Origin of the sequence: Microbacterium sp. GXS0129 (genome assembly GCF_044769785.1) — a bacterium.
Lineage (GTDB): Bacteria > Actinomycetota > Actinomycetes > Actinomycetales > Microbacteriaceae > Microbacterium > Microbacterium nymphoidis.
The window spans coordinates 19,153-40,933 of the sequence record NZ_JBIZVZ010000001.1; the positions used below are offsets into that span (position 1 = coordinate 19,153).

The following is a 21,781-nucleotide window of genomic DNA, read 5'->3' on the forward strand; positions in this document are numbered from 1 at the left end:
GCGCGCAAAAGGACCCCAAACCCGCGCCGAAGGAGCCAAGTGCGCGCAATGAAACGGGGATCACGCCCGCGGGAACGTGACACGCACGCGGAAGCCGCCGGCGGCGGAGTCCGCGACGGGAGACGCGGACACGGTGCCGCCGAGCGCGAAGACGCGCTCGCGCATGCCGCGCAGCCCCTGGCCGCCGCCGTCCGAGCGAGCGGCAGCGGGGTGCTCGGGGGCGTCATTGGTGATGGTCACGATCCGAGCACCGGGCTCGTCCTGCCAGTCGATCCGTGTGGCGGCTCCCGGCGCATGGCGGGCGGCGTTGCTCAGCGCCTCCTGAACGACGCGATAGACGGTGAGCCCGAACACCGGATCCGACTGCTCGGCCTCGCTCAGCTCCCAGCGTCCGCTCTCGGTGACGGGGGCGAGATCACGGGCGCGGCCGATGAGGGCGCTCAGGTCGGCGAAACCCGGCTGCGGGGCGCGCTGCACGCTCGACTCCTCGTCGCGGAGCAGTCCGAGGATCGTGCGCATCTCGGCCATGGAGGTGCGGGCTGTCGCGGCGAGATCGTCGAATTCCGCTGCGGCCTCGTCCGACAACCCCGTGAGCCGGTAGCGCGCGGACGCGGCGCGGATCTGGATGGCCGACATGCCGTGTGCCACCACATCGTGCAGCTCCCGGGCGATGCGCGCCTTGTCCTCCACCGCTTCGCGTCGGGCGTGTTCGGCGGCGGTCATCGCCTGCTGCCGGGTGAGCTCGGCGCGGATGAGGGTCCAGTTGCGGAGCATGACGCCCACGCCGACGCCCAGCAGCGACACCGATGCGAACACCACGAGATCGGCTACGACGGTGCCCACGGCCACCCGCTGGCCGTACTCGCTGGCCGTCATCAGGGCGATGAAGTTCGTCAGCGCCCACCCGCTCGCAGCCACCCACCAGCGCGCTCGCATCCCGACGATGATCCAGGTGAAGGTCAGCGCGATCATCGTGGGAACCGCCACCGGCCACGGCGCTGCGGTCTCCGGCGAGGCGAGCGCGGTCAGCGAGGCTGCGGCGAGCACAGCAGCGGCGGTCGCCCAGTGCGGGGCGATGAGAGCACCCGGGATCGCGGCGGCGAGCATCGTGGCGAAGATCACGATGGCCCCGGCGGGCGTGCGGTACTCCGTCGCGCCGAGCGTTGCGGTGACGGCGAGAAGGGAGATCGCGGCGGCTGCGGCGAGGATCCAGATGATCAGCGCCCGCCGTCCCGGAAGGACGCGGTCGGTCATCACGCCCCAGCGGCGGAGGGAAGCAGCGGTGTCGTTCATGCTGCTCCCACGCTAGGCGCCGGGCGGGCGGCGCGCATCACCCCGTGGTAGGGGTCACCGACGCGCCGTGGCGGCGCTGCTCTCACGGGCTCGGCGACCCAGCAGCACGGCGGCGATCACGCCGCCGACGGCACCGAACAGGTGTTCCTGCCAGGAGATCCCCTGCTGTCCCGGGAACACGCCCCACAGCACCCCGCCGTACGCGCCGAGCACGAGGACGCCCACCACGATCTGCAGGGCGCTGCGGGCGAAGACGCCTCGCAGCACGAGGAAGGTGATCCATCCGAAGATCAGCGAGGAAGCACCGATGTGAACGCTGTTCGGCTGGGCGATGAGCCACGTCCCGACACCCGCCACGACCCAGATGATCGCGGTGGCCTCCGCCCACAGAGCGAGGCCGGAGAGGGCGATGACGAAGGTCAGCACCAGGGCGGGGCCGGAGTTCGCGAGCAGATGCTGCCACCCGCCGTGCAGGAGCGGCGCCCACAGGATGCCCCACAGCCCATCGATCTCGCGCGGCTGGATGCCGTAGTAGTCGAGGCGGTTGCCGAGGACGGTGTCGACGATCTCGACCGCCCAGAGCAGGGCGACGAATCCGGCGCCGGCGATCGCCGCGGTGGCGATACGCCCGCGGGCGGGTGCCGTTCGGGCGGGGGTGAGCTCGCTCATGCTGCCAGCGTAGGGCGTGGACCTTCGCGTGACCCAGACGCGGGATCACGATGCAGCGGGGCGGCCGGTGGGGTCGCTGCGCAGAGCGGCTGTGGCGATGACCATCGCGGCCACCACCAGAACGCTCACCGCGAGGATCACACCCCACCAGTTCCCGTCGTGGAAGGCCAGACCGACCAGCCAGCCGAACAGGCTGGATCCGCCGTAGTAGGCGAGGTTGTAGAGGCTCGACGCCTGGGCCCGTCCCGTGCGCACCAGGGCGGGCACCCAGCTGGAGGCCGTGGCATGTGCCGCGAAGAAGCCGGCGGTGAACAGCAGCAGACCCGCGATCACCGCGACCAGGGCGGGGATCGCTGTGAGCAGGAGCCCACCCAGCATCACGCCGGCCGCGCCGAGCAGCACCGTGAAGCGACCCCGCCGCAGCGCGATGCGCCCGGACTGCGCGGACGACCACGTGCCGGAGAGATACGCCAGGAGCAGGAGCGACGACACCGCCACGGGGAGGAAGAACGGCGGCAGCTGCAGCCGGAATCCGAGGTAGTTGTACACCGCGACGAAGCCGCCCATCAGGAGCCCGCCCTGGCAGAACAGGGCAACCAGGCGTCGGTCGCGCAGGCATGCGAGGAGCTTTCGCCCCAGGGGCACATCGCGCTGCGAACCGCGGACCACGGGGACGAATCCGCGCGGCGTCGGCGCGGTCACGAAGAAGACGGCTGCGGCAACGGCCGCCAGTAACGACACCACGAGCATGCCGATCCGCCACGTGAAGACCTCACTCAGCGGCCCGGACACCAGCCGGCCGCACAGCCCGCCCAGCGACGTCCCCGAGATGTACGTCCCACCGGCGACGGCGGACGCGAGTGGTGACACCTCTTCGGCGAGGTAGGCGAGTGCCACCGCCGGAATCCCGCCGAGGGCCAGTCCTTCCGCGAAGCGCAGCGCGAGCAGCGCCTCGAACGTCGCCGAGAACGGCACCAGGACGCCCAGCACCACCGCCGCGACGATGGAGACGCGCATGGTGGTGCGCCGACCACGCCGATCCGCCAGCAGCGACCACGGGATCACGGCGATCGCCAGTCCGAGCGTGGCGAAGGACACCGACAGGGCGGCATCGGCCGAGGAGACCCGCTGGTCTTCCGCCAGTTCGGGCAGCACGCCCTGCACCGAGTAGAGCTGTGAGAACGTCGCGACCCCGGCGGCGAAGAGAGCGAGGATCATCCGGCGGTACCCGCGGCTGCCGCGCTCGTGACCGGTCCAGATCGGGCCCGTCATCCCAGGCTCCGCACCACAGACCACATGGGATCAGGCTAATGCGCGCTCAGTCGCGGTCGTGCACGTTGTCTTCGCTGCCCGCCTGGTCGTCGCCGCCCGCATGGTGGTCTCACAGCAGGTCGATGTGTCACACGACGGGACGACTTTGTGAGACCAGCGGTGTCGGCGGTCTCACTCATTGTGGCGATCTCGTCGAGGATCCGCAGAGCCTGAGACCAGGGCGAAGCCTCGGGCTGCACTGGCACCGCAGCCCACCACGCAACCACGGAATCACGGGGAATCGGGGGAGAAGAGGGCGGTGACGGCGGCGGCGGCTTCACCGGCGGCCCCGGCGCGGGCGAGCTGACGCAGGCGCACGGTCGGGCGGTGCATCAGGCGGCCGAACGCGTGCCGAAGCGCCGCTTCGATCTCATCTGCGCTGTCTGCGCTGCGACCGCGCAGGCGAGCGATCTCGTCCTCCATGACTTCGGTGACGAAGGCTCGCATGTCGCGCAGCGCGGGAACGACGTCACGCTCCGCGCGAAGCGCGGCGAACTCCGCCGCAGCGGTACGCACGATGTCTCGGGCCTCCAGCTCGGCGCCCAGTTCCGGAATCGGCGCGTGCAACGCGATGGTCTCCAGATCCAGGAGCTCGATGCCTGCCTCCTCGCCGACGTCGGGCGAGATGTTGCGTGGCAGTCCCATGTCGATCAGCACCCGCGGGCGGGTGGTGCCGCCGAGGTGCTCGCGGGTGAGGACCGGTTCGCTGGTACTGCTGCAGGCCACGACGACGTCTGCGCGGCTGAGCTCTGCGGCCAGATCTCCGGCGGGAATCGGGCGGAGATCGTGGCTGGCAGCGAAGACCTCTGCCCTGCCGGACGGTGAGAAGACGCCGATGTCGTCCACGCCGCGCACCCGCAGGGCGGCCAGGCTCGCGCCGGCATAGGCGCCGGTGCCGATGAGCACGACGCGCGCCGTGCTCCAGTCGGTCACCCGGGTGTCGACGAGGGTGAGGGCGAGCTGCACCAGGGAACGCCCGCGGGTCTGCAGTCCCGTGCGGTTCTTGACCTCTTTCGATACGGCCATCGCGTGCTGGAAGAGCTGCTCCAGATCGGTGCTGGTGCGCCCGGCGGCGCGAGCGCTCTCCCAGGCCCGTCGCACCTGACCGGCGATCTCCCCCTCGCCGACCGCTGCGGACTCCAGGCCGCTCGACACCGCGAACAGGTGCTCCGCGGCCGCGTCGCCGTGATGGACGGCGAAGGTGTCGGCGAGCTCGGCCGGGGTGAGCTGCGCGGCGCGCGCCACGGCTTCGAGCGCGGGACCCGGTCCGTGATCCGGGGCGTCGACGTAGGCCTCGAACCGATTGCACGTGGAAAGCACCACCACGCCGCGCGCGGTGTTCTCGCTCAGGGTGGCCGTCACCGTCTCCGCGCGGCGCTCGATGCGTTCGAGCATGTCGAGATCGGCGGTTCGATGATCAACGGAAAGGCAGAGCAGCATGATCTTCTCGAGAGAGTCGTGAGTGTGAAGGGGAGGCATCGGGGCGAGGCTGGACGCATCGTGGATGGAACCCGCAGATCTGTAAGTTAGCATCTTCATCTGATGAACACTCTCCAGGCTTCCCACCCGCTCGTCGACGGCCGCACTGCCGATGCCCCGCTCGTGCGCGCCCTCCGCGGCGATCGCCCCGACCGGCTTCCGGTGTGGTTCATGCGTCAGGCTGGGCGTTCCCTGCCGGAGTACCGCAGCATCCGGGCCGATCACCGCATGCTCGACGCGTGCGTGACGCCCGAGCTTGCGAGCGAGATCACCCTGCAGCCGGTGCGCCGTCATGGCGTCGACGCCGCCGTGTTCTTCAGCGACATCGTGGTGCCGCTCTGGCTGGCGGGTGTCGACGTGGACCTCGTCGCCGGACGCGGTCCGGTGTTCGAGAACCCGATCCGTACCGCGGCGGACGTGGCCCGTGCCCGTGCGGAGTTCACCCCCGAACGGCTGCGCGAAGCGCTGGAGCCGGTGCGCGAGGCGGTGCGCCTCACGGTCGCCGAACTGGGCACCACCCCGCTGATCGGCTTCGCGGGCGCGCCGTTCACGCTTGCCGCCTACCTGGTGGAGGGCGGCCCGTCGCGCGACCACCTGCGGGCGCGGACGCTCATGCACGCCGATCCGGACACCTGGCGCGAGCTGCTGGAGTGGGCCGCCGACCTGTCCGGCACCTTCCTGCAGGCTCAGGTGGAGGCCGGAGCCAGTGCGGTTCAGCTCTTCGACTCCTGGGCGGGATCGCTGAGCGCCGCCGACTATCGCGCCCATGTGGCTCCCGCCTCGCGGCGCACGCTCGATGCGGTGCGGGACGTGCGTGTCGCAGCCGACTCCGCCGAGCGCGTGCCCACCATCCACTTCGCCGTGGGATCCGGGCACCTGCTGGAGGAGCTCGCCCAAATCGCCCCGAGCGCGCTGGGCGTGGACTGGCGAACGCCACTGGACGACGCCAGCCGCCGGCTCGGTGATGCGTTCCCGCTGCAGGGGAACCTCGACCCCGCCTACCTGGGCGCGCCGGCAGCGGTGCGCGAGGCTCACCTCGACGAGGTCATCCGCCGCGGTGAGCGCGCCCCGGCGCACGTGCTGAACCTGGGTCATGGCGTCCCGCCGGAGACCGACCCGGACGTCCTCACCCGCATCGTGGAACGGGCACATGCTCACTGACGCCGCGCAGCGGTCGACGGCATCGGGTGCTCCTCTCGAGGGACACGATGCGGTCGCCGTGATCGGCGGCGGCATCGCCGGGCTGGTCGCCGCGCGCGATCTGGCTCGCTCGGGTGCCCGGGTGGTGCTGCTGGAAGCCGAGGACGACCTCGGCGGACGGGTGCGGGGGGAGAGCATCGACGATGTCGCTCTCGACATCGGGGCAGAGTCGTTCGCGACCCGCGGCGGTGCCGTCGCGGCCCTCCTGGCCGAGCTGGGGATGTCGGAGGACATCGTGAACCCTGCGCCCCTGGGCTCGTGGGTCGTCACCGCCGACGCGATGCGTGCCGTTCCGCTTCCGCCTGCGGGCACCATCGGCATCCCGGCGACGCCGTTGTCGTGGGCCACGCTCCGCGCGCTGGGCGTGCTCGGGGCGTGCCGCGCCGCCGTGGAGCCGCTGCTTCCGCCGTCGGTCGGCCGCACGGGCGCGCTCGACGAGGTGATCCGCGCGCGACTCGGAGTTCGCGTGCTCGACCGGCTGGTTCGGCCCGTGGTGCTGGGCATCCACTCGACCGATCCCGCTGAGATGACGCTCCGATCCGTCCCCGGGCTTGCCGAGGCCTACAAGCGCCGCGGATCGCTCATCCTCGCCGCGCGCGATCTTCGAGCCAGCCGCACTGCCGCCGGAGGTGCGGTCGCAGGCCTTCGCGGCGGGATGGCGAGCCTGGTGACGCGGTTGCGCGACGAGCTGGATCAGCTCGGTGTGACGGTCCGCACCAGCACTCGCGTCGTGGCACTCCATCGCGACGATACCCCGGCTCCTGCGGCATCGGGTCCTGCGGTACCGGAAGGCAAGCGCACTCCGGGCCTCTGGCGGATCAGCACCGCCGACACGGCACAGCTGCACGCTGATGCCGTCGTGCTCGCCGTGCCGGAGCACATCGCGGCCCGTCTCCTCGGTCATCCTGAGGTCACACCCGCAGAGGTGGAGGTCGTCGCGCTCCTGGTCGAGGACCCGCGACTGGATGCCGCGCCCCGCGGCACCGGAGCGCTGGTCGCCGAAGTCGCCGACGCACCCGTGATCACCGCGAAGGCGCTGACGCACGTCACCGTGAAATGGCCGCAGCGCGGCGCCGAGCGAGCGGCGGGACGACATGTGCTCCGGCTCTCCTACGGTCGCCTCGGACGAGCGCCCGAGACGCGCGAGCTGGACGACCGGGCCGCCACCGCGCGTGCTCTCATCGACGCCTCTCGCATCCTGGGCCTGGAGCTGTCGCCGTCGGCGGTCCGCGGGATGCGCCGCCGGGTGTGGACGAACTCCAGCATCTCCCACGCGGCGACTTCCCACCCGCTGCCTCCCGGCATCACTCTCGCGGGAGACTGGGTCAGCGGCACCGGACTGGCCTCCGTGATCCCCGGTGCGCGTCGCGTCGCGGCCGACACCCTCGCAGCACTTCACCGGAGCGTCTCCGGTTCCACCCCGACCGGAGAGGTACATCCGCAGAGATGAATGACACCACGCCCACGGTGAGCGTCCACCGATCGGAGGCGCCGCTTCCCGCGCGTCCGGGGCTGCTCCGGATCGGTACCCGGGGCAGCGCGCTCGCGGTCGCGCAGACCACCACGGTGGCCGAGGCGATCGCGGCCGCCACCGGCCTGGATGTCGTCCTCGTGCTGGTGACCACGCACGGCGACACCTCGCGCGCCCCCCTCTCGCAGCTCGGCGGCACCGGTGTCTTCGTCAGTGCGCTGCGGGATGCTCTCATCGACGGGGAATGCGACATCGCGGTCCACTCGCTGAAAGATCTGCCCACCGGTGCGTGCGAGGGGATCGTGATCGGCGCGATCCCGGAGCGCGCGGACGCGCGCGATGCCCTGTGCGCGCGGGGCGGCCTGACGCTGGCGGATCTCCCCGCCGGAGCCCGGGTCGGCACCGGATCGCCCCGTCGCGCCGCCCAGCTGCTCGCCCGCCGTCCGGATCTGGACGTGCAGGACTTGCGCGGCAACGTCGACACCCGGCTCGCCCGTGTCGACGCCGACCTCGACGCCGTGGTGCTCGCCTGCGCCGGACTGGATCGCCTCGGCCGTTCGTCGGTGATCACGGAGCGCTTCTCGCTGGAAGACGCACCCACCGCTCCCGGTCAGGGGGCGCTGGCCATCGAGGTGCGCGCGGCGGACGTGGCCGTGGAGCCGTACGCCACCGCCCTCGCCGCCATCGACGACAGCGCGACTCGCGCGTGCGCGCTCGCCGAGCGTGCGCTGCTCGCCGCGCTGGAGGCGGGTTGCGCTGCGCCCGTCGGCGCACACGCGTCGATCGCCGATGGACGACTCACCCTCAGCGGGCACGTCTACGCACTCGATGGCGGCTCGCGCCTCACCGGGACCGCGGCGCATGACTGGCACCCGGGCGACTCCGCCGCGGCGGAGGAGTTGGGTCGTGTGGTGGCAGCCGACCTGCTCGCCCGGGGTGCGGCGGAACTCGCACCGCTGGGTGCTGCGCGATGACGCCCGCAGGCGTCTCATCGATCAGAGGACAAGAAGGAAATCGCATGACCCCCACCATCCGTCCGCGCCGGCTGCGCACGACCCCGGCGATGCGCCGGCTGGTCGCGGAGACCCGGCTGAACCCGGCGGAGCTGATCCTGCCGGTCTTCGTCCGCGAGGGCATCGACCAGGCGCAGCCGATCGGCTCCATGCCGGGAGTGCAGCAGCACACCATCGACTCGCTCCGACGTGCCACCGCCGAGGCGGCGGAGGCGGGCATCGGCGGCATCATGCTGTTCGGTGTGCCGGCGGTTCGCGATGCGCGGGGGAGTGCGGCGGACGACCCGGACGGGATCCTCAACGTGGCCACGCGTGCCGTGGTCGCGGAAGCGGGCGATGCGCTGGTGGTGCAGACGGATCTGTGCCTGGACGAGTTCACCGACCACGGCCACTGCGGCGTGCTGGACGGTGCCGGTGCCGTGGACAACGACGCCACCCTGGAGCGCTATCGCTCGATGGCTCTCGCCCAGGCGGAGGCGGGCTCCGCCCTTCTCGGGTTGTCCGGCATGATGGACGGCCAGGTGGCATCGGTACGGGAGGCGCTGGATGCGGCGGGCCATCAGGACACCGCGATCCTCGCTTACTCGGCCAAGTACGCATCGGCGTTCTACGGTCCGTTCCGCGAAGCGGTGGACTCGCAGCTCACCGGAGACCGGCGTGCCTACCAGCAGGACCCGGCCAACCGTCGCGAGGGGCTGCGCGAAGCCGAGCTCGACATCGCCGAGGGCGCCGACATCGTCATGGTGAAGCCGGCGATGAGCTACCTGGACGTGCTCTCCGACGTGGCCGCCGTCAGCCCGGTCCCGGTGTGGGCCTACCAGGTCTCCGGCGAGGCCGCGATGATCGAGGCCGCCGCCGCGAACGGCTGGATCGATCGTCGTCGGGTGATCGAGGAGTCGGTGCTCGGCATCCGTCGCGCGGGAGCTGATGCCGTGCTGACCTACTTCGCCGTGGAGCTTGCGGGGTGGCTGCGATGAGCATGGACACCACACGCAGTGCCGCCCTGGCCGCTCGTGCGTCACGTGTGATCCCGGGCGGGGTCAACTCCCCGGTGCGCGCCTACGGCTCCGTCGGCGGGACGCCGCGATTCCTGGTCTCCGGGAGCGGGGCCTACGTCACGGACGTGGACGGCAACGAGTACGTCGACCTGGTGGCGTCCTGGGGGCCGGCTCTGCTCGGGCACGCGCACCCCGCGGTGGTCGACGCCGTGCAGCAGGCCGCCGGTCGCGGACTCGGCTTCGGGGCGTCGGTTCCGCAGGAGGCGGAGCTGGCCGAGGAGATCATCGCGCGGATGCCCGACATCGAACGGCTCCGGCTGGTCTCGACCGGCACGGAAGCCACGATGACCGCCATCCGCCTCGCTCGCGGCGCGACGAACCGTCCGCTCATCGTGAAGTTCGCCGGCCACTACCACGGCCATTCGGACGGACTGCTGGCCGAAGCCGGTTCGGGACTCGCCACCCTGGCGATGCCGGGTTCCGCCGGTGTGACCGCGGAGACGGCGGGTCAGACGCTGGTGCTGCCGTACAACGATCTCGCGGCGCTCGAGGCGGCCTTCGCCCAGCACGGCGAGCGGATCGCCGCGGTGATCACCGAATCCGCGGCCGCGAACATGGGCGTGGTCCCTCCGATGCCCGGATTCACCGGCGCGCTGATCGAGCTCGCTCACCGCAACGGTGCCCTGGTGATCGTCGACGAGGTGCTCACCGGCTTCCGCGCCAGCCGCTCGGGGTACTGGGGCATCGAAAAGGAGCAGGTGCCCGCCGGGGTGGCCCCGGATCTGTTCACCTTCGGGAAGGTGGTGGGCGGCGGTCTTCCGCTCGCCGCACTCGGTGGTCGCGCCGAGATCATGGACCTGCTGGCACCGCTCGGTCCGGTATACCAGGCGGGCACGCTCTCCGGCAATCCGCTGGCGGTGGCCGCCGGTCTCACCACGCTGCGTCACGCCGATGACGACACCTATCGTGCCCTCGCCCGCGCGGCCGACGCCGTCGCCTCTGAGGTATCGGCCGCTCTGACCGCCTCCGGTGTGCCCTTCCACCTGCAGCGCGCGGGAACCCTGTTCAGCGTCGTCTTCGGTGAGTTCGCTGAGGCACCCCGCGACTACGCCACCGTGCAGCGGCAGAACGTGGCGCAGCATCGAGCGTTCTTCCACGCGATGCTGGAGGCCGGGGTCAATCTGCCGCCCAGCGCCTTCGAAGCATGGTTCGTCACGGCGGCTCACGACGATGCGGCTTTGGAGCGGATCGCCGCGGCACTCCCCGGCGCGGCCCGCGCCGCCGCGGAGGTCTGACGCCCGCGCTTCCGTCCGCCCGCGCCGTTCAGGTGCTCTGGAGCACGATGCGGCGCAGGACGGGATCGTCGGCGACGCGCTGAACGAGGGCCTCGCTCTCCGCGGCAGACAGCGAGGGCAGCGGGGCACGGCTGGATCCCATCTCGATGCCGCGCAGCTGGAGCATCTGGCGCAGGAAGGCCAGGAAGTTGTAGTCGTTCATAGCGTGGATGAAGTGGTTGGCCTCGGCCTGATGCGTGCGGGCACCGGCCAGGTCGGCGTCGTGGAACGCGCGCCACAGTGCGAGATAGACGCCCGGGATCGCGTTGTACGTCGAACCGATCCCGCCGTCGGCGCCCAGCGCGAGTCCGCCGAGAAGCACTTCGTCGGAGCCGTTGTAGACGAGGAACCCGGCCGGCGTGGAGCGCCGGATCTCCGCCAGCTGGTACAGATCCGTTGCGGTGTACTTGACGCCCTGGATCACGCCGTCCGCGGCGAGGTCGAGGAACCAGGAGGTCGGCAGCTGCACCCCAGACCGGCCCGGGATGTGGTACGCGATCAGCGGCGCGTTCGTGGCGTCCGCGAGGGCGCGGAAGTATTCCGCATGGGATCGCTGATCCAGCGCGTAGTAGATCGGCGTCACCGCGGAGACCGCGTCGACACCGAGGCCGTCGGCGAAGCGTGCGAGGCTGAGCGTGGTCGGTGTGTCGAGCGCGCCGACGTGCGCGATCAGCGGGATGCGACCTGCGACGTGCTCCGCCGTCGCCTCCAGCGTGGTCATCCGCTCGTGCGGGCTCTGCAGGAGGGATTCGCCCGTGGAACCGGACACGAAGAGCCCGTGGACGCCGTCCGCGATGAGCCGGTCCACGAGCGTGTCGCTGCGTCGGCGATCGAATGCTCCGTCCGCGTCGTAGGCGGTGAGCAGAGCGGGGATGATTCCGCGCATGTGTTCGTCCTTTCCGTCAGCTGTCGATCGTCGTTGCGCCGCGCGGGCGGGCGGAGAGGGAGCCGACGTTGTGCTGGATGTCGGCGAAGTGGTCGACGACCGCGGCGCGCATGGCCGCGGTATCGCCCGAGCGGATGGCGTCGACGATCGCCGCATGATCCTCGGCGGTGTGATGGACGTGGAGTGAGCGGACGTCCGCCGTCGCCCGGTCGAAGATCGTCCAGAAGATGTCGATCATCTGCAGCACCAGCGGGTTGCCGAGGCAGCGGAACACCCCCTGGTGGAATGCGCGATCGATCATGGCCGGCACCACGCCGTCCACGGCCTCGCTGCGCATCCGCTGGACGAGCACGTCGAGCTCGTCCAGGTCCTGGGCGCTGAGCCGCGCCGCCGCCTGCTCGATCAGTCCCTCTTCGAGCGCGCGGCGCACCTGCAGTACATCGCGCAGCGGAGCATCGTCGGTCAGGAGGCGGTAGGGGAGCTGATCCAGGATCGGGTCGAAGCTGAACTCGCTGACGAAGAGCCCCGTGCCGTGGCGCACCTCGACGAGACCAAGGCTCTGCAAGGCGCGGACACCCTCGCGCACCGAGGTCTTCCCCATGTCGAGCAGGGCGGACAGCTCGCCTTCGGAGGGAAGGGTGTCACCGGGCCCGAGCCGGTGATCGACGATGTACTGCCGGATGGCCCGCTGTGCTTGCTGTGACAGTGGCTCGCGCATATCCCATCCCTTTCCTGCTGCTCCTGACACCTTTATATCCCAGATATCAGATATCTGCTAACCGTCCCTACCGAAACGCAAACACGTCCGAGATGTCCCGCGGTGCAGGGTCTCTCGGACGTGCTTGATATCTCGCGGTGTGGCGCGAGGGCGTGGCGGGGTCTACCCCGAGACGAGAGTCAGAGACTGGGGTTCGCGCAGCGCCTTCACCACGGGGCAGGTCGCCTCGGCCTCGGCGATGAACGCTCGTCGTTCCTCCGCCGACAGCGTGGGGGCGTCCAGCTCCACGTGGATGCGGATGTCGTGGGGCTGGGTGGGGCGGTCGCTGCTCACGCCGAAGAACCCCGCGTCGTTGTTGTTCGCCTGCACGCGGACCTCGACGCGATTCAGCGGCAGGTCCCGCATCGCCGCGAGGCAGAGGAACGTGTGCGTGAGGCAGGTGCTGATCACCCCGAGCAGGTACTCGGGCGAGGACGGACCGAGGTTCCAGCCGCCGATGTCGGCACCGCCGTCGCCGAGGAAGGAGAACTCCCGGATGGCGAGTTTGCGGACGCCGGTGTGGTCGTCCGCGACGCATCGCGCCTCGATGACCTCGTCCCAGTCCTCTTGTGCGGGCCGGGCGACGGCGGCGGCGCGCATCGCGTGTCCCTTCTGCACGAGGTGGGTGGCGAGGGAGCGCTCTGCGGCGAGTTCGGCGGTCGGTTCGGTCATGTCATCTCCTGGATGGTGGCGATCCGGCCCCGCCGTTGGAGTGGCCAGGGCCGGATCGGATCAGTCGTGATGTGCGAGAGCGTCGCGGGCGAGGATGCAGGCGCCGATCAGCGCCGCGCGGGCGCCGAACGCCGACACCACGACCTCGGGCGGGTACGGCAGGGCCGATGCGAGCCGCCCGTGCAGCGGATCGATCAGCGCCCGGCCGACGCGCACCATGCCGCCGCCGAGCGTGACGCGCTGCGGGTCGATGGTCAGCGTGGCGGTGACGAGGTGGCGTGCCAGCTCGTCCACGGCGTCGAGCCAGAAGCGTGTGGCGCTCTCGTGCCCGCTGGTGGAGGCGGCCACCAGGGAGGGGACGTCGGCGATTCCCAGACCCGATGCCGTCACCCGTCGCAGCAGTCCGCCGCCTCCGGCGTACTCCTCGAGCGGGGCGCCGCCGCCGGACCAGTCCGGCAGGGGACCCACCACGCCGTAGCCGATCTCGCCGGCTGCGCCGTGTGCGCCGCGCAGCACGGCACCGCCGAGCACCGGCGCGATCGCGATGCCCGTGCCCAGATTCACATAGAGTCCGGGGTCTGCATCCACCAGCGTGCCCTGGCGGGCCTCCGCGAGGGCAGCCGCCTTCACATCGTTCTCCACCACGATCCGCTCGGCGCCGAGCCCGTCGCGCAGCCGGTCCGACAGCGACAGGTCACCCCACCCCACCACGTTGGGGGCGAGATCGACGCGGTCATCGAGGACGATGCCGGGCGTGGAGACGCCGACGGCGTCCACCCCGCCCGCCGCGTCGACGAGGGCGCGCGCGATGTCGAAGGTGCGCCCGAGCACGCTGTCGGCCGATTCGCCCGCGCCGATCTCCAGCCGGACATCGGCGGAGGGCGTGCGGTGCGCAGCGTCGGGATCGGGAACGACCCGTCCGTCCGGACCTGTCAGCGCGGTGCTGAGCCGGCCCAGCGGAATCGGCGTGACCGAGCCGGGTTCGCGCTCGATGCGCAGCTCCACCTTGGTGCCACCGAAGTCGATCCCGAGGACGGTACCCGCCGCCTCCGGCACGGATGCAGTCACGATGTCGCCGTCAGCCGCGCAGCGCCGCGGTCTCATCGCGCAGGCGCTGGTCGACGCTCGCGAGGTGAGAGCGGACATCGTCCAGCCAGCCGCGGAACTCGGTGGCGACCTCGGCGCGCTCGGCCGCCATGCGGGCGACCTCGCTCGGCGCGGCACCGCCCGTGGAGGTGCGCACCGCGACGAAGTTGTCGGCGTTGAGCGCGCGCGCCATGTCTGCCGGCGTCAGCGCCACGTCGTGCCCGACCACCTCGCGAGCGATGGCGTGCACGCGCTCGGGGTCGATGGTGCGCACGTCGGTGATGCCGGCCGCGTCCGCCTCACGGACGACACGCGACACGATGGTGTGCGCCTGCGTGAACGTCAGGCCGCCGTCGCGGACGAGGGTGTCGGCGAGCTCGGTCGCGTTGGCGAACGATGCCAGTGCACGCTCACGCATCACGTCGGTGTTGACCTGGATGGTGCCGAGCACGCCGGTGAGCAGCTGCAGGACGTTCGTGAGGATGTCCACCGCGCGCCAGATGTGCGGCTGGAGGTCGTCCTCCGTGTCGACGATGTCGCCATACGGCGTGTTGTGCATCATCGTGAGCACGGTCGCCGCGCTCGCCGAGGCCGCGGACAGCAGCGAGCGGGAGTGCTCGATGGACACCGGGTTGCGCTTCTGCGGCATGATCGACGAGATCTGCACGTAGGGGGCGGCCACGCGGTAGAGACCGAACTCGGCGGTGCACCAGTTCAGGAAGTCGACGCAGCTGCGGCCGGTGTCCACCGCCATGAGCTGCAGCGTGATCGCGGAGTGCGCGATGTAGTCGGTGGCGGCCACGGCGTCATAGGAGTTCTCCACGAGGCCGCGGAAGCCGAGCAGCTCGGCCATGTGCTCGCGGTTGATCGGGAAGCCGGTGCCGGTGAGGGCCGCGCCGCCCATGGGGGAGTAGTCCAGCGAGGCGTACGCCTGCTGCACGCGACGGATGTCGCGCCCGAGCACGTCGGCGATGGCGAGGAAGCGATGGCCCAGGATCGAGGGCTGCGCGGGCTGGGTGTGGGTGTGCTCGAGGTTGAGCGTGTCCGCATGCTCGGCCCCCAGACGCACGAGCGTCTCATAGAGCTCGCCGGCGGCCTCCAGCACGCGCACCAGCTGGTGGCGCATGACCATGCGGTACAGCGTCATGCCCATGTCGTTGCGGCTTCGAGCGGTGTGCAGGCTACCGGTGACGTCGCCGCCGATCTCCATCATGCGGTGCTCCACCGTGAAGAACAGGTCCTCGTACTCGCCGGTGTACTCACTGGCGGCCAGGGCGTCCAGGTCGAGCTCGTCGAGGGAGCGGGCGATGGTGGCCGCATCCGTGTCGTTGAGGATGCCCGCGGTGTGGAGCATGAGGAGATGGGCGCGGTGGATCTGCATCATCGACGGCAGCAGCATGCGCTTGGCCTCGTCGTAGGCGGGGCGCAGCACAGCGGTGGTGTAGCTCGCGCCGGGGAAGACGTCGCCGTCGCGCTGGACGATCTCGTCGCGGTTCATTTCGTTGTTTCCTTCGGTACTTCTGATCGGTTCAGAGGGCGGCGGGTGCGCCGTTTCGCGCACCCATGCGGTTGGTGACGGCCAGCACGATCAGCACCAGGAAGACCTGGATCATGCCGTAGACCGAGCCGATGCCGATGTTGCCCTGGTAGTTCTCGTTGTTGACGGCGATCGACAGGGGCACCCAGTCGGGGGTGTAGATCAGCACGCTGGCGACGAACTCGCCGACGCCGTCGACGAAGGCGAGCAGCGCGCCGGCCATGATGCCGCGGGAGATCAGCGGGAGCACGACCCGGCGGAAGGAGTACCACCAGGTGGCTCCGAGGCTACGGGCGGCATCTTCGAGGTTCGGGTCGAGCTGGCTGAGGGAGGCGAACGTCGAGCGGAAGATCAGCGGATTGAACCGCACGAAGTACGCCAGCGGCAGGATCGCGAAGGTCCCGACCAGCACGTTGCCGAACGCGAACGGCGAGGGGCTGGAGAACGCGGTGATGAGGTTGATCGCCACCACCGTCCCCGGCAGCGCCCACGGCAGCATCACCGCGATGTCCAGGGCCAGCTTGCCGCGGAACTTCATGCGGCTCATCACGTACGCCGCGCCCGCGCCCAGGAGGATCGCACCGCCGACGGCGATCACGCTCATCAACAGCGAGTTGGTCACCGGGCGCCAGAAGTCGAAGCCGGTGAACATGCGCGCCCACCACTCGAGCGTCCATCCGGTGGGCAGCACGCTCATCAGCCAGCCGCCCTTCGCGGTGACGGAGAGCACGGCGATCATGATGATCGGCAGCACCAGGAAGACGGTGACCGGGATGGAGATCACCAGCAGCACGACCTTCGCCGGTGTGCTGGTGAGTGTCGACCGCTTGCGACCGCCGCCCTTCGACTGCGTCCGGTACACCTTTCGCTGCTCGTAGGAGCGGATGATGGCGAGGAATGCGATCGAGATGATGGCCAGGGTGGTCGAGATGATCGAGGCCAGGCGCATGTCGCCGTTGGTCTTGGCTATGACGATCTGCTGTGTCATCACGTCGGTGTACTGGAACAGCAGAGGCGCCGTATAGGAGCTCATCGCCGACATGAACGTGATGAGGGACCCTGCCACCAGGGCGGGGGTCAGCATCGGCAGGATCACGCGCATCCAGATGCGTGCCTTGCCTGCGCCCATCGATGCTGCAGCCTCCTCCAGCGAGGCGTCCGCGTTGACCAGGGCGGCCGAGACGGTGAGGTAGAAGTACGGGTACATCGTCATGGCGTGCACGATGAGCACACCCGCCATGCCCTGCAACCAGAACATCTTCTGATCCAGCCCGAACCACTCCTGCATGGCGAACGGAATGCGACCGCCCACGCCGAACAGGAGCTTGAACGACCACACGCCCATGAGCGGCGGGAGGGCGATGGGCAGCATCGCCAGCACCTGCAGGATGCGCCGGCCCGGGAACTCCCACCGGGTGAGGAGGATGGCCACGGCGGTGCCGAGCACCCCGGCGCAGATCACCGAGAGCACGGAGACCAGGATGGATCCGCCGATGGCCGAGGTCTGCGCCGGATTGGCGAAGAAATCGCCCCAGGCCTTGAACGAGAACCCGAGGACGGCCGCCTTGTCCTGGGAGACGCTGCGCCGCGCCGTGGCGATCATCGGGCCGATGACGTAGCCGAACAGGACGATGAGCAGGACGGCGAGCGTCAGCACGGTGGACCAGCGGCGGCGGATCCACGAGGGCCGCTTGCTGGGGCCGGTGACGCGTTGCGCGTGGGTGAGGGAGGCCATCAGTCCTCCGCAGGGACGGTGTAGACGGCGTCGACCGGCAGCACCACACGCATCGTGTCGCCGCGCTCGGGGCGGCGGTGAGAACCGGTGAGATCCACCTTGATGCGCCCGAGGTCGCTGTCCAGCTCACAGGAGAGGGAGTAGCCGATGAAGTCGACGTCGGCCACCGTGCCGCTGACCACGTTGGCGGTCTCGCCGTCCTGCGCCACGCGCACCGACTCCGCGCGCACGGTGGTCACCACGCGGCCGCCGGGGGTGAAGTCGACGCCCGGGGCGGCGTTGACGGTGCGCGCCTCCAGGGTGGAGCCGTTGTTCAGCACCAGGGTCGCCGTGCCGTCCGCGACGGTTGCCACGGTGGCCGTCATCAGGTTGTTGCGACCGAGGAAGCCGGCGACGAACGCCGTGGTCGGGCGGGAGTACACCTGGTCCGGGGTACCCACCTGGTGCACCACCGCGGTGTTCATCACCGCGATGCGCGTGGACATCGCCAGGGCTTCCGCCTGATCGTGCGTGACGTACACCGAGGTGATGCCCGTCTCCGCGTGCAGGTCGCGCAGCGCCCCACGCATCTCCAGGCGCAGTTTCGCGTCCAGGTTCGACATCGGCTCGTCCAGCAGCAACAGCTGCGGACGGAAGACCAGCGCTCGGGCGAGCGCAACACGCTGCTGCTGCCCGCCCGAGAGCTCGTCGACACGGGCATCGCGCTGCGCCGTGAGGCCCACCTGGGCCAGCACGTCGCCGATGCGCCGATCGGCCTCGGCACCCCGCACGCCGCGCACGTCCAGCCCGAAGCCCACGTTCTTGGCGACGGACATGTGCGGGAACAGCGCGTAGTTCTGGAACACCAGACCCACGTCCCGCTTGTTCGCCGGGGCGAACGTCACATCGCGCTCATCGAAGTGGATCGTGCCCTCGTCCGGCTCCTCGAACCCGGCGATCATGCGCAGGGTGGTCGACTTGCCGCAGCCGGAGGGGCCGAGCAGCGTGAAGAACTCGCCGTCCTCGATCACGAGATCGAGGCCGTTGACGACGGTGCCCGAACGGGCGAATGACTTGTGCAGATTGTGCAGGGTGACCGAGACCATGGATCAGCTGTTGCCCTTGCCCTTGATGTTGTCAGCCCAGTACGTCATCCACTCGTCCTGGTGCTCGGCGAACACCTTCCAGTCGATCTTCGCCTCGTTGATGTTGAAGCCGTCGGCCTTCATCCAATCGGGCTGCTGATCGGTCGGGATGTCCATCGCCGGGATCTGGTAATAGTCGGTGGCGAGCTTGGCCTGCATGGTCGGGTCCATCAGGAAGTCCATGAAGTCCTTCGCCGCGGCCTCCTGCTTGTCGTTCTTGATGATTCCGACACCGTCGACCAGCACCGGAGCGCCCGAGGAGGGCATGATGTAGCCCCACGGCCGGTTGTTCTTCAGCGGCTGGATGAGCGCGTCCTGCATGTTCCACACCGTGACCTGACCCGTGCCCTGGTCCAGCTGCGTGTACATGTCGTCCGGGTTCGCCGCGTACGAGACGGTGTTGGCGTCGATCTGCTTCAGCAGCTCGTAACCGGCGTCGGGCGAGCCGTCCTTGGCGAACGACGAGTAGACGATCGATGCGTAGATGGTGCGCATCGTGCCGGAGGCCATGACGTCGCGGATGACGATCTTGTCCTTCCACTCCGGCTTGCCGAGGTCGGCCCAGTCCTGCGGGGCGGTGTCCTTGGTGAGCAGGTTGGAGTTGTAGATGATCACCTCCGGCAGCAGCATCTCGGCGATCCACTGGTGGTTCGGATCCTTGTACTTGTCGGGCACGGCGGAGTCCGACTTCGGCGTGTACGACGCGAGGAGACCCTCGGCCGCGGCCTGCTCGAACTGCTGCTGGGTGCCTCCCCAGAGGAATCCGGCCTGGGGGTTCCCTGCCTCGGCGCGCATGCGGTCGAGGTTGTCCTGGGCGCCCGCGATGACGGTCTGGACCTTGCCCGCGTATGCGGGGAACTCCTTCTCGAACTCGCTGACGACCCAGGCGACCTCGTCCTTGTCACGACCGGTGAGGATCGTGAGGCCATCGGAGGGAGCCGTGGTGCCCTCGGGAGCGGCGCTGCTGGCGCCGGCCTCCGGAGTGCCGGTGTTCTCGGCGGGAGCGACGTCGCCGGCGCATCCGGCGAGGGTGAGGCCTGCTGCGGCGGTGAACGCCACGCCTGCGATCAGGCGAGGCAGTCGGTTGAGTGCCATGTGACTTCCTTGTCTTTCGATGTCTGTTGTCGGGTTGGGGACGGTGAAGCTGGGGGAGCGGGGTCGTTTCATAGGCCTCCCGCGAGCACGTTGCGCCAGCACCGATCGCGTGCCGCATCCAGCACGGCGGCGGGGCCGTGCTGGGCGAACATCACCTCGGGCCGGAAAGGCAGGTGCGATCCGAGGGAGGCGGCGATCTCCGCTCGCTCGGACTCCCGGAAGGAGCGGGCGTGGCCGCCGAGGAGCACGGCTGCCGGGTCGAGGATCGCGGTCATCAGCGTGACCGCATGAGCGAACGCCGCGATGATGTCGCGGCGTACGGCGATGGCGAACTCGTCTCCGGCATCGGCCAGATCGAGCAGCGCCGGGATCACGGGACCGGTGATGTGGTGGCCGGCCGCATCCAGGCGGGCCGCGATCGCCATGGTCGACACGTTGTCCTCGAAGTCCGACAGCTCGGCGCCGCCGAGTCCGAGGGGGATGAGCCCGATCTCTCCCGCACCGCCGTGGGATCCGCGAACCAGCCGGTCGCCTGCGACGAGGCCGGCGCCGATTCCTCGTGCGCCGAGATAGAGGTACACCGCGTTGCGACGGATGGGATCGGGCAGCGTCTGGCGCTCGGCCGTCACCATGAGGTTCACGTCGTTGTCGATCGTGACCGGCACGCGGAAGCGCTCCGCGAGCATCGCACGCAGCGGCACGGTGCCGCTCCAGCCGAGGTCCGGCGCTTCGCTCACGTCGCCGGTGTCGGCATCGACCACACCGGGGACGGCCACGCCGATACCCATCAGCGAGGGAGTGCGAGCGGTCACGGCGCCGATGAGGTCCACGAGTGCCTCAGGGCTGGGCGGTGCGCTGCCGTCGGGGGAGGCCAGTTCGCGCAGCGGCTTTCGATGCAGATCGCTGCTGCGGATCTGCACGCCATCGGCGGTGCAGGAGACGGCGATGAGAGCCCCGTAGCCGCGGGAGAGTTCCAGCTGCATCGGCGGGCGCCCGACACTCGGCGTCTGCACGCCCAGCTCGCGGACCAGGCCGTCATCGAGCAGGCCGCGCACCACGCGGGTGATGAGCGCGCCGCTGACGCCGAAGCGCTCCACCAGCTGCGAGCGGCTCATGCGCCCGTCATGGAGCGCGCCGACCACCGCAGCGCGCTGGGCACGGCGGTCGGCGACGGCAAGGGTGGGCCGGGGCATCTCAGCCCGCCGCGATCACGGATGCGGGGATCAGCTCGCTCTCGTAGGTGTCGGACGTGCGATGCCCGCCGCGCACCCGGATGAACCACTCCCGGTCCTGGATACGCATGCCGCGTCCCGAGGCGAGGACCCAGTACGGGCCCTTCACCGTGAGCTGCGTGCGGTGGCGGTCCAGGGCCGCGGCCTTGAGATCGAGCACATCCGCGACGTCGTACTCGACATCGATCTCGGCGTCGTCGTGGACGCCGTCGGGGTACTCGGCGGGATCGGGGTCCACCCACAGTCCGAGCTCGTCGGCGTGCTGGGCGAGCTCGGTCAGCTCGGCCACGATGAGCTCACGCGGCACGGCTGTCCAGTACACCAGCGGAACCCGCCAGGGCTCGTCCGCGACGTCGGCGTTCGCGTCCTCGGCGAGCTCCACACCCCGCATCGCAACCCGGTGAGTCTGGATGTGATCGGGGTGGCCGTATCCGCCGTTGGTGTCGTAGGTGATGACCGCGTGGGGACGGGTCTCCCGGATGATCGCCGCCATCATCGCGCCCGCCTCATCGAGATCGGCCTGCCAGAAGGCGTCGGGGCGGTCGTTGGCCGCGATGCCCATGCGGCCGGAGTCGCGGAAGTGGCCGGCGCCCCCCAGGTAACGATGATCGGTGACTCCCAGTGCTGACATGGCGTCGGCGAGCTCACGTGCGCGCTCCGGGCCGAGCGCATCGTCCTGGTCCACGTGCAGGTGGGCGAGTTCGGGGACCGCGATCTTGCCCTGCTCGCCCTGGGTGGAGGTGACGACGGTGACCGCTGCGCCCTCGCTGAGAAGGCGCGCGATGGTTCCTCCGGTGGCGCAGCTCTCGTCGTCGGGGTGGGCGTGCGCGAGCAGGACTCGTGCTCGGCCGGCGGCGGTCTGCGCAGACATCGGGATCTCCTTCGATCA

General features: G+C 70.2%; 19 protein-coding genes. 5 read left to right on the forward strand and 14 right to left on the reverse strand.

What is annotated here, in order from left to right:
• Nucleotides 1-60: 60 nt before the first annotated feature.
• The 4 genes from ACIQJ5_RS00110 to ACIQJ5_RS00125 form a co-directional block, all read right to left on the reverse strand.
• Complete coding sequence (locus ACIQJ5_RS00110) at nt 61-1,293, reverse strand: sensor histidine kinase (protein WP_402839581.1); 1,233 nt, start codon at nt 1,291-1,293, stop codon at nt 61-63.
• Nucleotides 1,294-1,347: 54 nt separating this feature from the next.
• On the reverse strand, nt 1,348-1,962 hold the full coding sequence (locus ACIQJ5_RS00115) for a rhomboid family intramembrane serine protease (RefSeq protein WP_402839584.1): 615 nt from the start codon (nt 1,960-1,962) through the stop codon (nt 1,348-1,350).
• Nucleotides 1,963-2,007: 45 nt separating this feature from the next.
• Nucleotides 2,008-3,234 carry an MFS transporter gene (locus ACIQJ5_RS00120; protein WP_402839587.1) on the reverse strand — a complete coding sequence of 409 codons (1,227 nt, stop codon included), beginning with the start codon at nt 3,232-3,234 and terminating at the stop codon, nt 2,008-2,010.
• Between the two features lie 270 nt (nt 3,235-3,504).
• On the reverse strand, nt 3,505-4,752 hold the full coding sequence (locus ACIQJ5_RS00125) for a glutamyl-tRNA reductase (RefSeq protein ID WP_402839589.1): 1,248 nt from the start codon (nt 4,750-4,752) through the stop codon (nt 3,505-3,507).
• A gap of 63 nt (nt 4,753-4,815) precedes the next feature.
• On the opposite strand from ACIQJ5_RS00125, the gene hemE reads away from it, so the two are divergent.
• The 5 genes from hemE to hemL are packed head-to-tail and all read left to right on the forward strand — an operon-like array spanning nt 4,816 to nt 10,729.
• The gene (gene hemE, locus ACIQJ5_RS00130) at nt 4,816-5,913 is read left to right on the forward strand and encodes a uroporphyrinogen decarboxylase (protein WP_402839592.1); all 1,098 of its coding nucleotides are present in this window, start codon (nt 4,816-4,818) and stop codon (nt 5,911-5,913) included.
• Nucleotides 5,903-7,402, forward strand: coding sequence for a protoporphyrinogen/coproporphyrinogen oxidase (locus tag ACIQJ5_RS00135; protein WP_402839594.1), 1,500 nt, complete (start codon nt 5,903-5,905; stop codon nt 7,400-7,402). Before hemE ends, ACIQJ5_RS00135 begins: the two co-directional genes overlap by 11 nt.
• On the forward strand, nt 7,399-8,397 hold the full coding sequence (gene hemC / locus ACIQJ5_RS00140) for a hydroxymethylbilane synthase (protein ID WP_231091041.1): 999 nt from the start codon (nt 7,399-7,401) through the stop codon (nt 8,395-8,397). The genes ACIQJ5_RS00135 and hemC overlap by 4 nt, the downstream gene beginning before the upstream one ends.
• A 44-nt stretch (nt 8,398-8,441) precedes the next feature.
• Nucleotides 8,442-9,413 carry a porphobilinogen synthase gene (gene hemB / locus ACIQJ5_RS00145; RefSeq protein WP_402839598.1) on the forward strand — a complete coding sequence of 324 codons (972 nt, stop codon included), beginning with the start codon at nt 8,442-8,444 and terminating at the stop codon, nt 9,411-9,413.
• Nucleotides 9,410-10,729, forward strand: a complete 1,320-nt coding sequence (hemL, locus tag ACIQJ5_RS00150; RefSeq protein WP_402839601.1) for a glutamate-1-semialdehyde 2,1-aminomutase — start codon at nt 9,410-9,412, stop codon at nt 10,727-10,729. The genes hemB and hemL overlap by 4 nt, the downstream gene beginning before the upstream one ends.
• A gap of 28 nt (nt 10,730-10,757) precedes the next feature.
• Here hemL and ACIQJ5_RS00155 read toward each other — a convergent pair whose 3' ends face one another.
• From ACIQJ5_RS00155 to mshB, 10 genes are all read right to left on the reverse strand, one after another.
• Nucleotides 10,758-11,654, reverse strand: a complete 897-nt coding sequence (locus tag ACIQJ5_RS00155) for a dihydrodipicolinate synthase family protein (protein ID WP_402839604.1) — start codon at nt 11,652-11,654, stop codon at nt 10,758-10,760.
• A gap of 16 nt (nt 11,655-11,670) precedes the next feature.
• Entirely contained in the window at nt 11,671-12,372 is a 702-nt protein-coding gene (locus tag ACIQJ5_RS00160; RefSeq protein WP_402839606.1) for a FadR/GntR family transcriptional regulator, read from the reverse strand.
• 162 nt (nt 12,373-12,534) lie between these two features.
• Nucleotides 12,535-13,083, reverse strand: a complete 549-nt coding sequence (locus tag ACIQJ5_RS00165; RefSeq protein WP_231091036.1) for an OsmC family protein — start codon at nt 13,081-13,083, stop codon at nt 12,535-12,537.
• Between the two features lie 60 nt (nt 13,084-13,143).
• On the reverse strand, nt 13,144-14,151 hold the full coding sequence (locus ACIQJ5_RS00170) for an ROK family protein (RefSeq protein ID WP_402839609.1): 1,008 nt from the start codon (nt 14,149-14,151) through the stop codon (nt 13,144-13,146).
• Nucleotides 14,152-14,161: 10 nt separating this feature from the next.
• Entirely contained in the window at nt 14,162-15,667 is a 1,506-nt protein-coding gene (gene argH / locus ACIQJ5_RS00175) for an argininosuccinate lyase (RefSeq protein ID WP_231091034.1), read from the reverse strand.
• Between the two features lie 31 nt (nt 15,668-15,698).
• Nucleotides 15,699-17,441, reverse strand: a complete 1,743-nt coding sequence (locus tag ACIQJ5_RS00180; RefSeq protein ID WP_231091033.1) for an iron ABC transporter permease — start codon at nt 17,439-17,441, stop codon at nt 15,699-15,701.
• On the reverse strand, nt 17,441-18,526 hold the full coding sequence (locus ACIQJ5_RS00185; protein ID WP_402839614.1) for an ABC transporter ATP-binding protein: 1,086 nt from the start codon (nt 18,524-18,526) through the stop codon (nt 17,441-17,443). The genes ACIQJ5_RS00180 and ACIQJ5_RS00185 overlap by 1 nt, the downstream gene beginning before the upstream one ends.
• Nucleotides 18,527-18,529: 3 nt before the next feature.
• A complete protein-coding gene (locus ACIQJ5_RS00190; protein WP_231091031.1) occupies nt 18,530-19,660 on the reverse strand; it encodes an extracellular solute-binding protein in 1,131 nt (376 codons plus the stop codon).
• A gap of 68 nt (nt 19,661-19,728) precedes the next feature.
• Nucleotides 19,729-20,853: an ROK family transcriptional regulator gene (locus ACIQJ5_RS00195; RefSeq protein WP_231091030.1), complete on the reverse strand. Its 1,125-nt coding sequence runs from the start codon at nt 20,851-20,853 to the stop codon at nt 19,729-19,731.
• A 1-nt stretch (nt 20,854) separates the two neighbouring features.
• Entirely contained in the window at nt 20,855-21,763 is a 909-nt protein-coding gene (gene mshB / locus ACIQJ5_RS00200; RefSeq protein ID WP_402839618.1) for an N-acetyl-1-D-myo-inositol-2-amino-2-deoxy-alpha-D-glucopyranoside deacetylase, read from the reverse strand.
• Nucleotides 21,764-21,781: the final 18 nt, after the last annotated feature.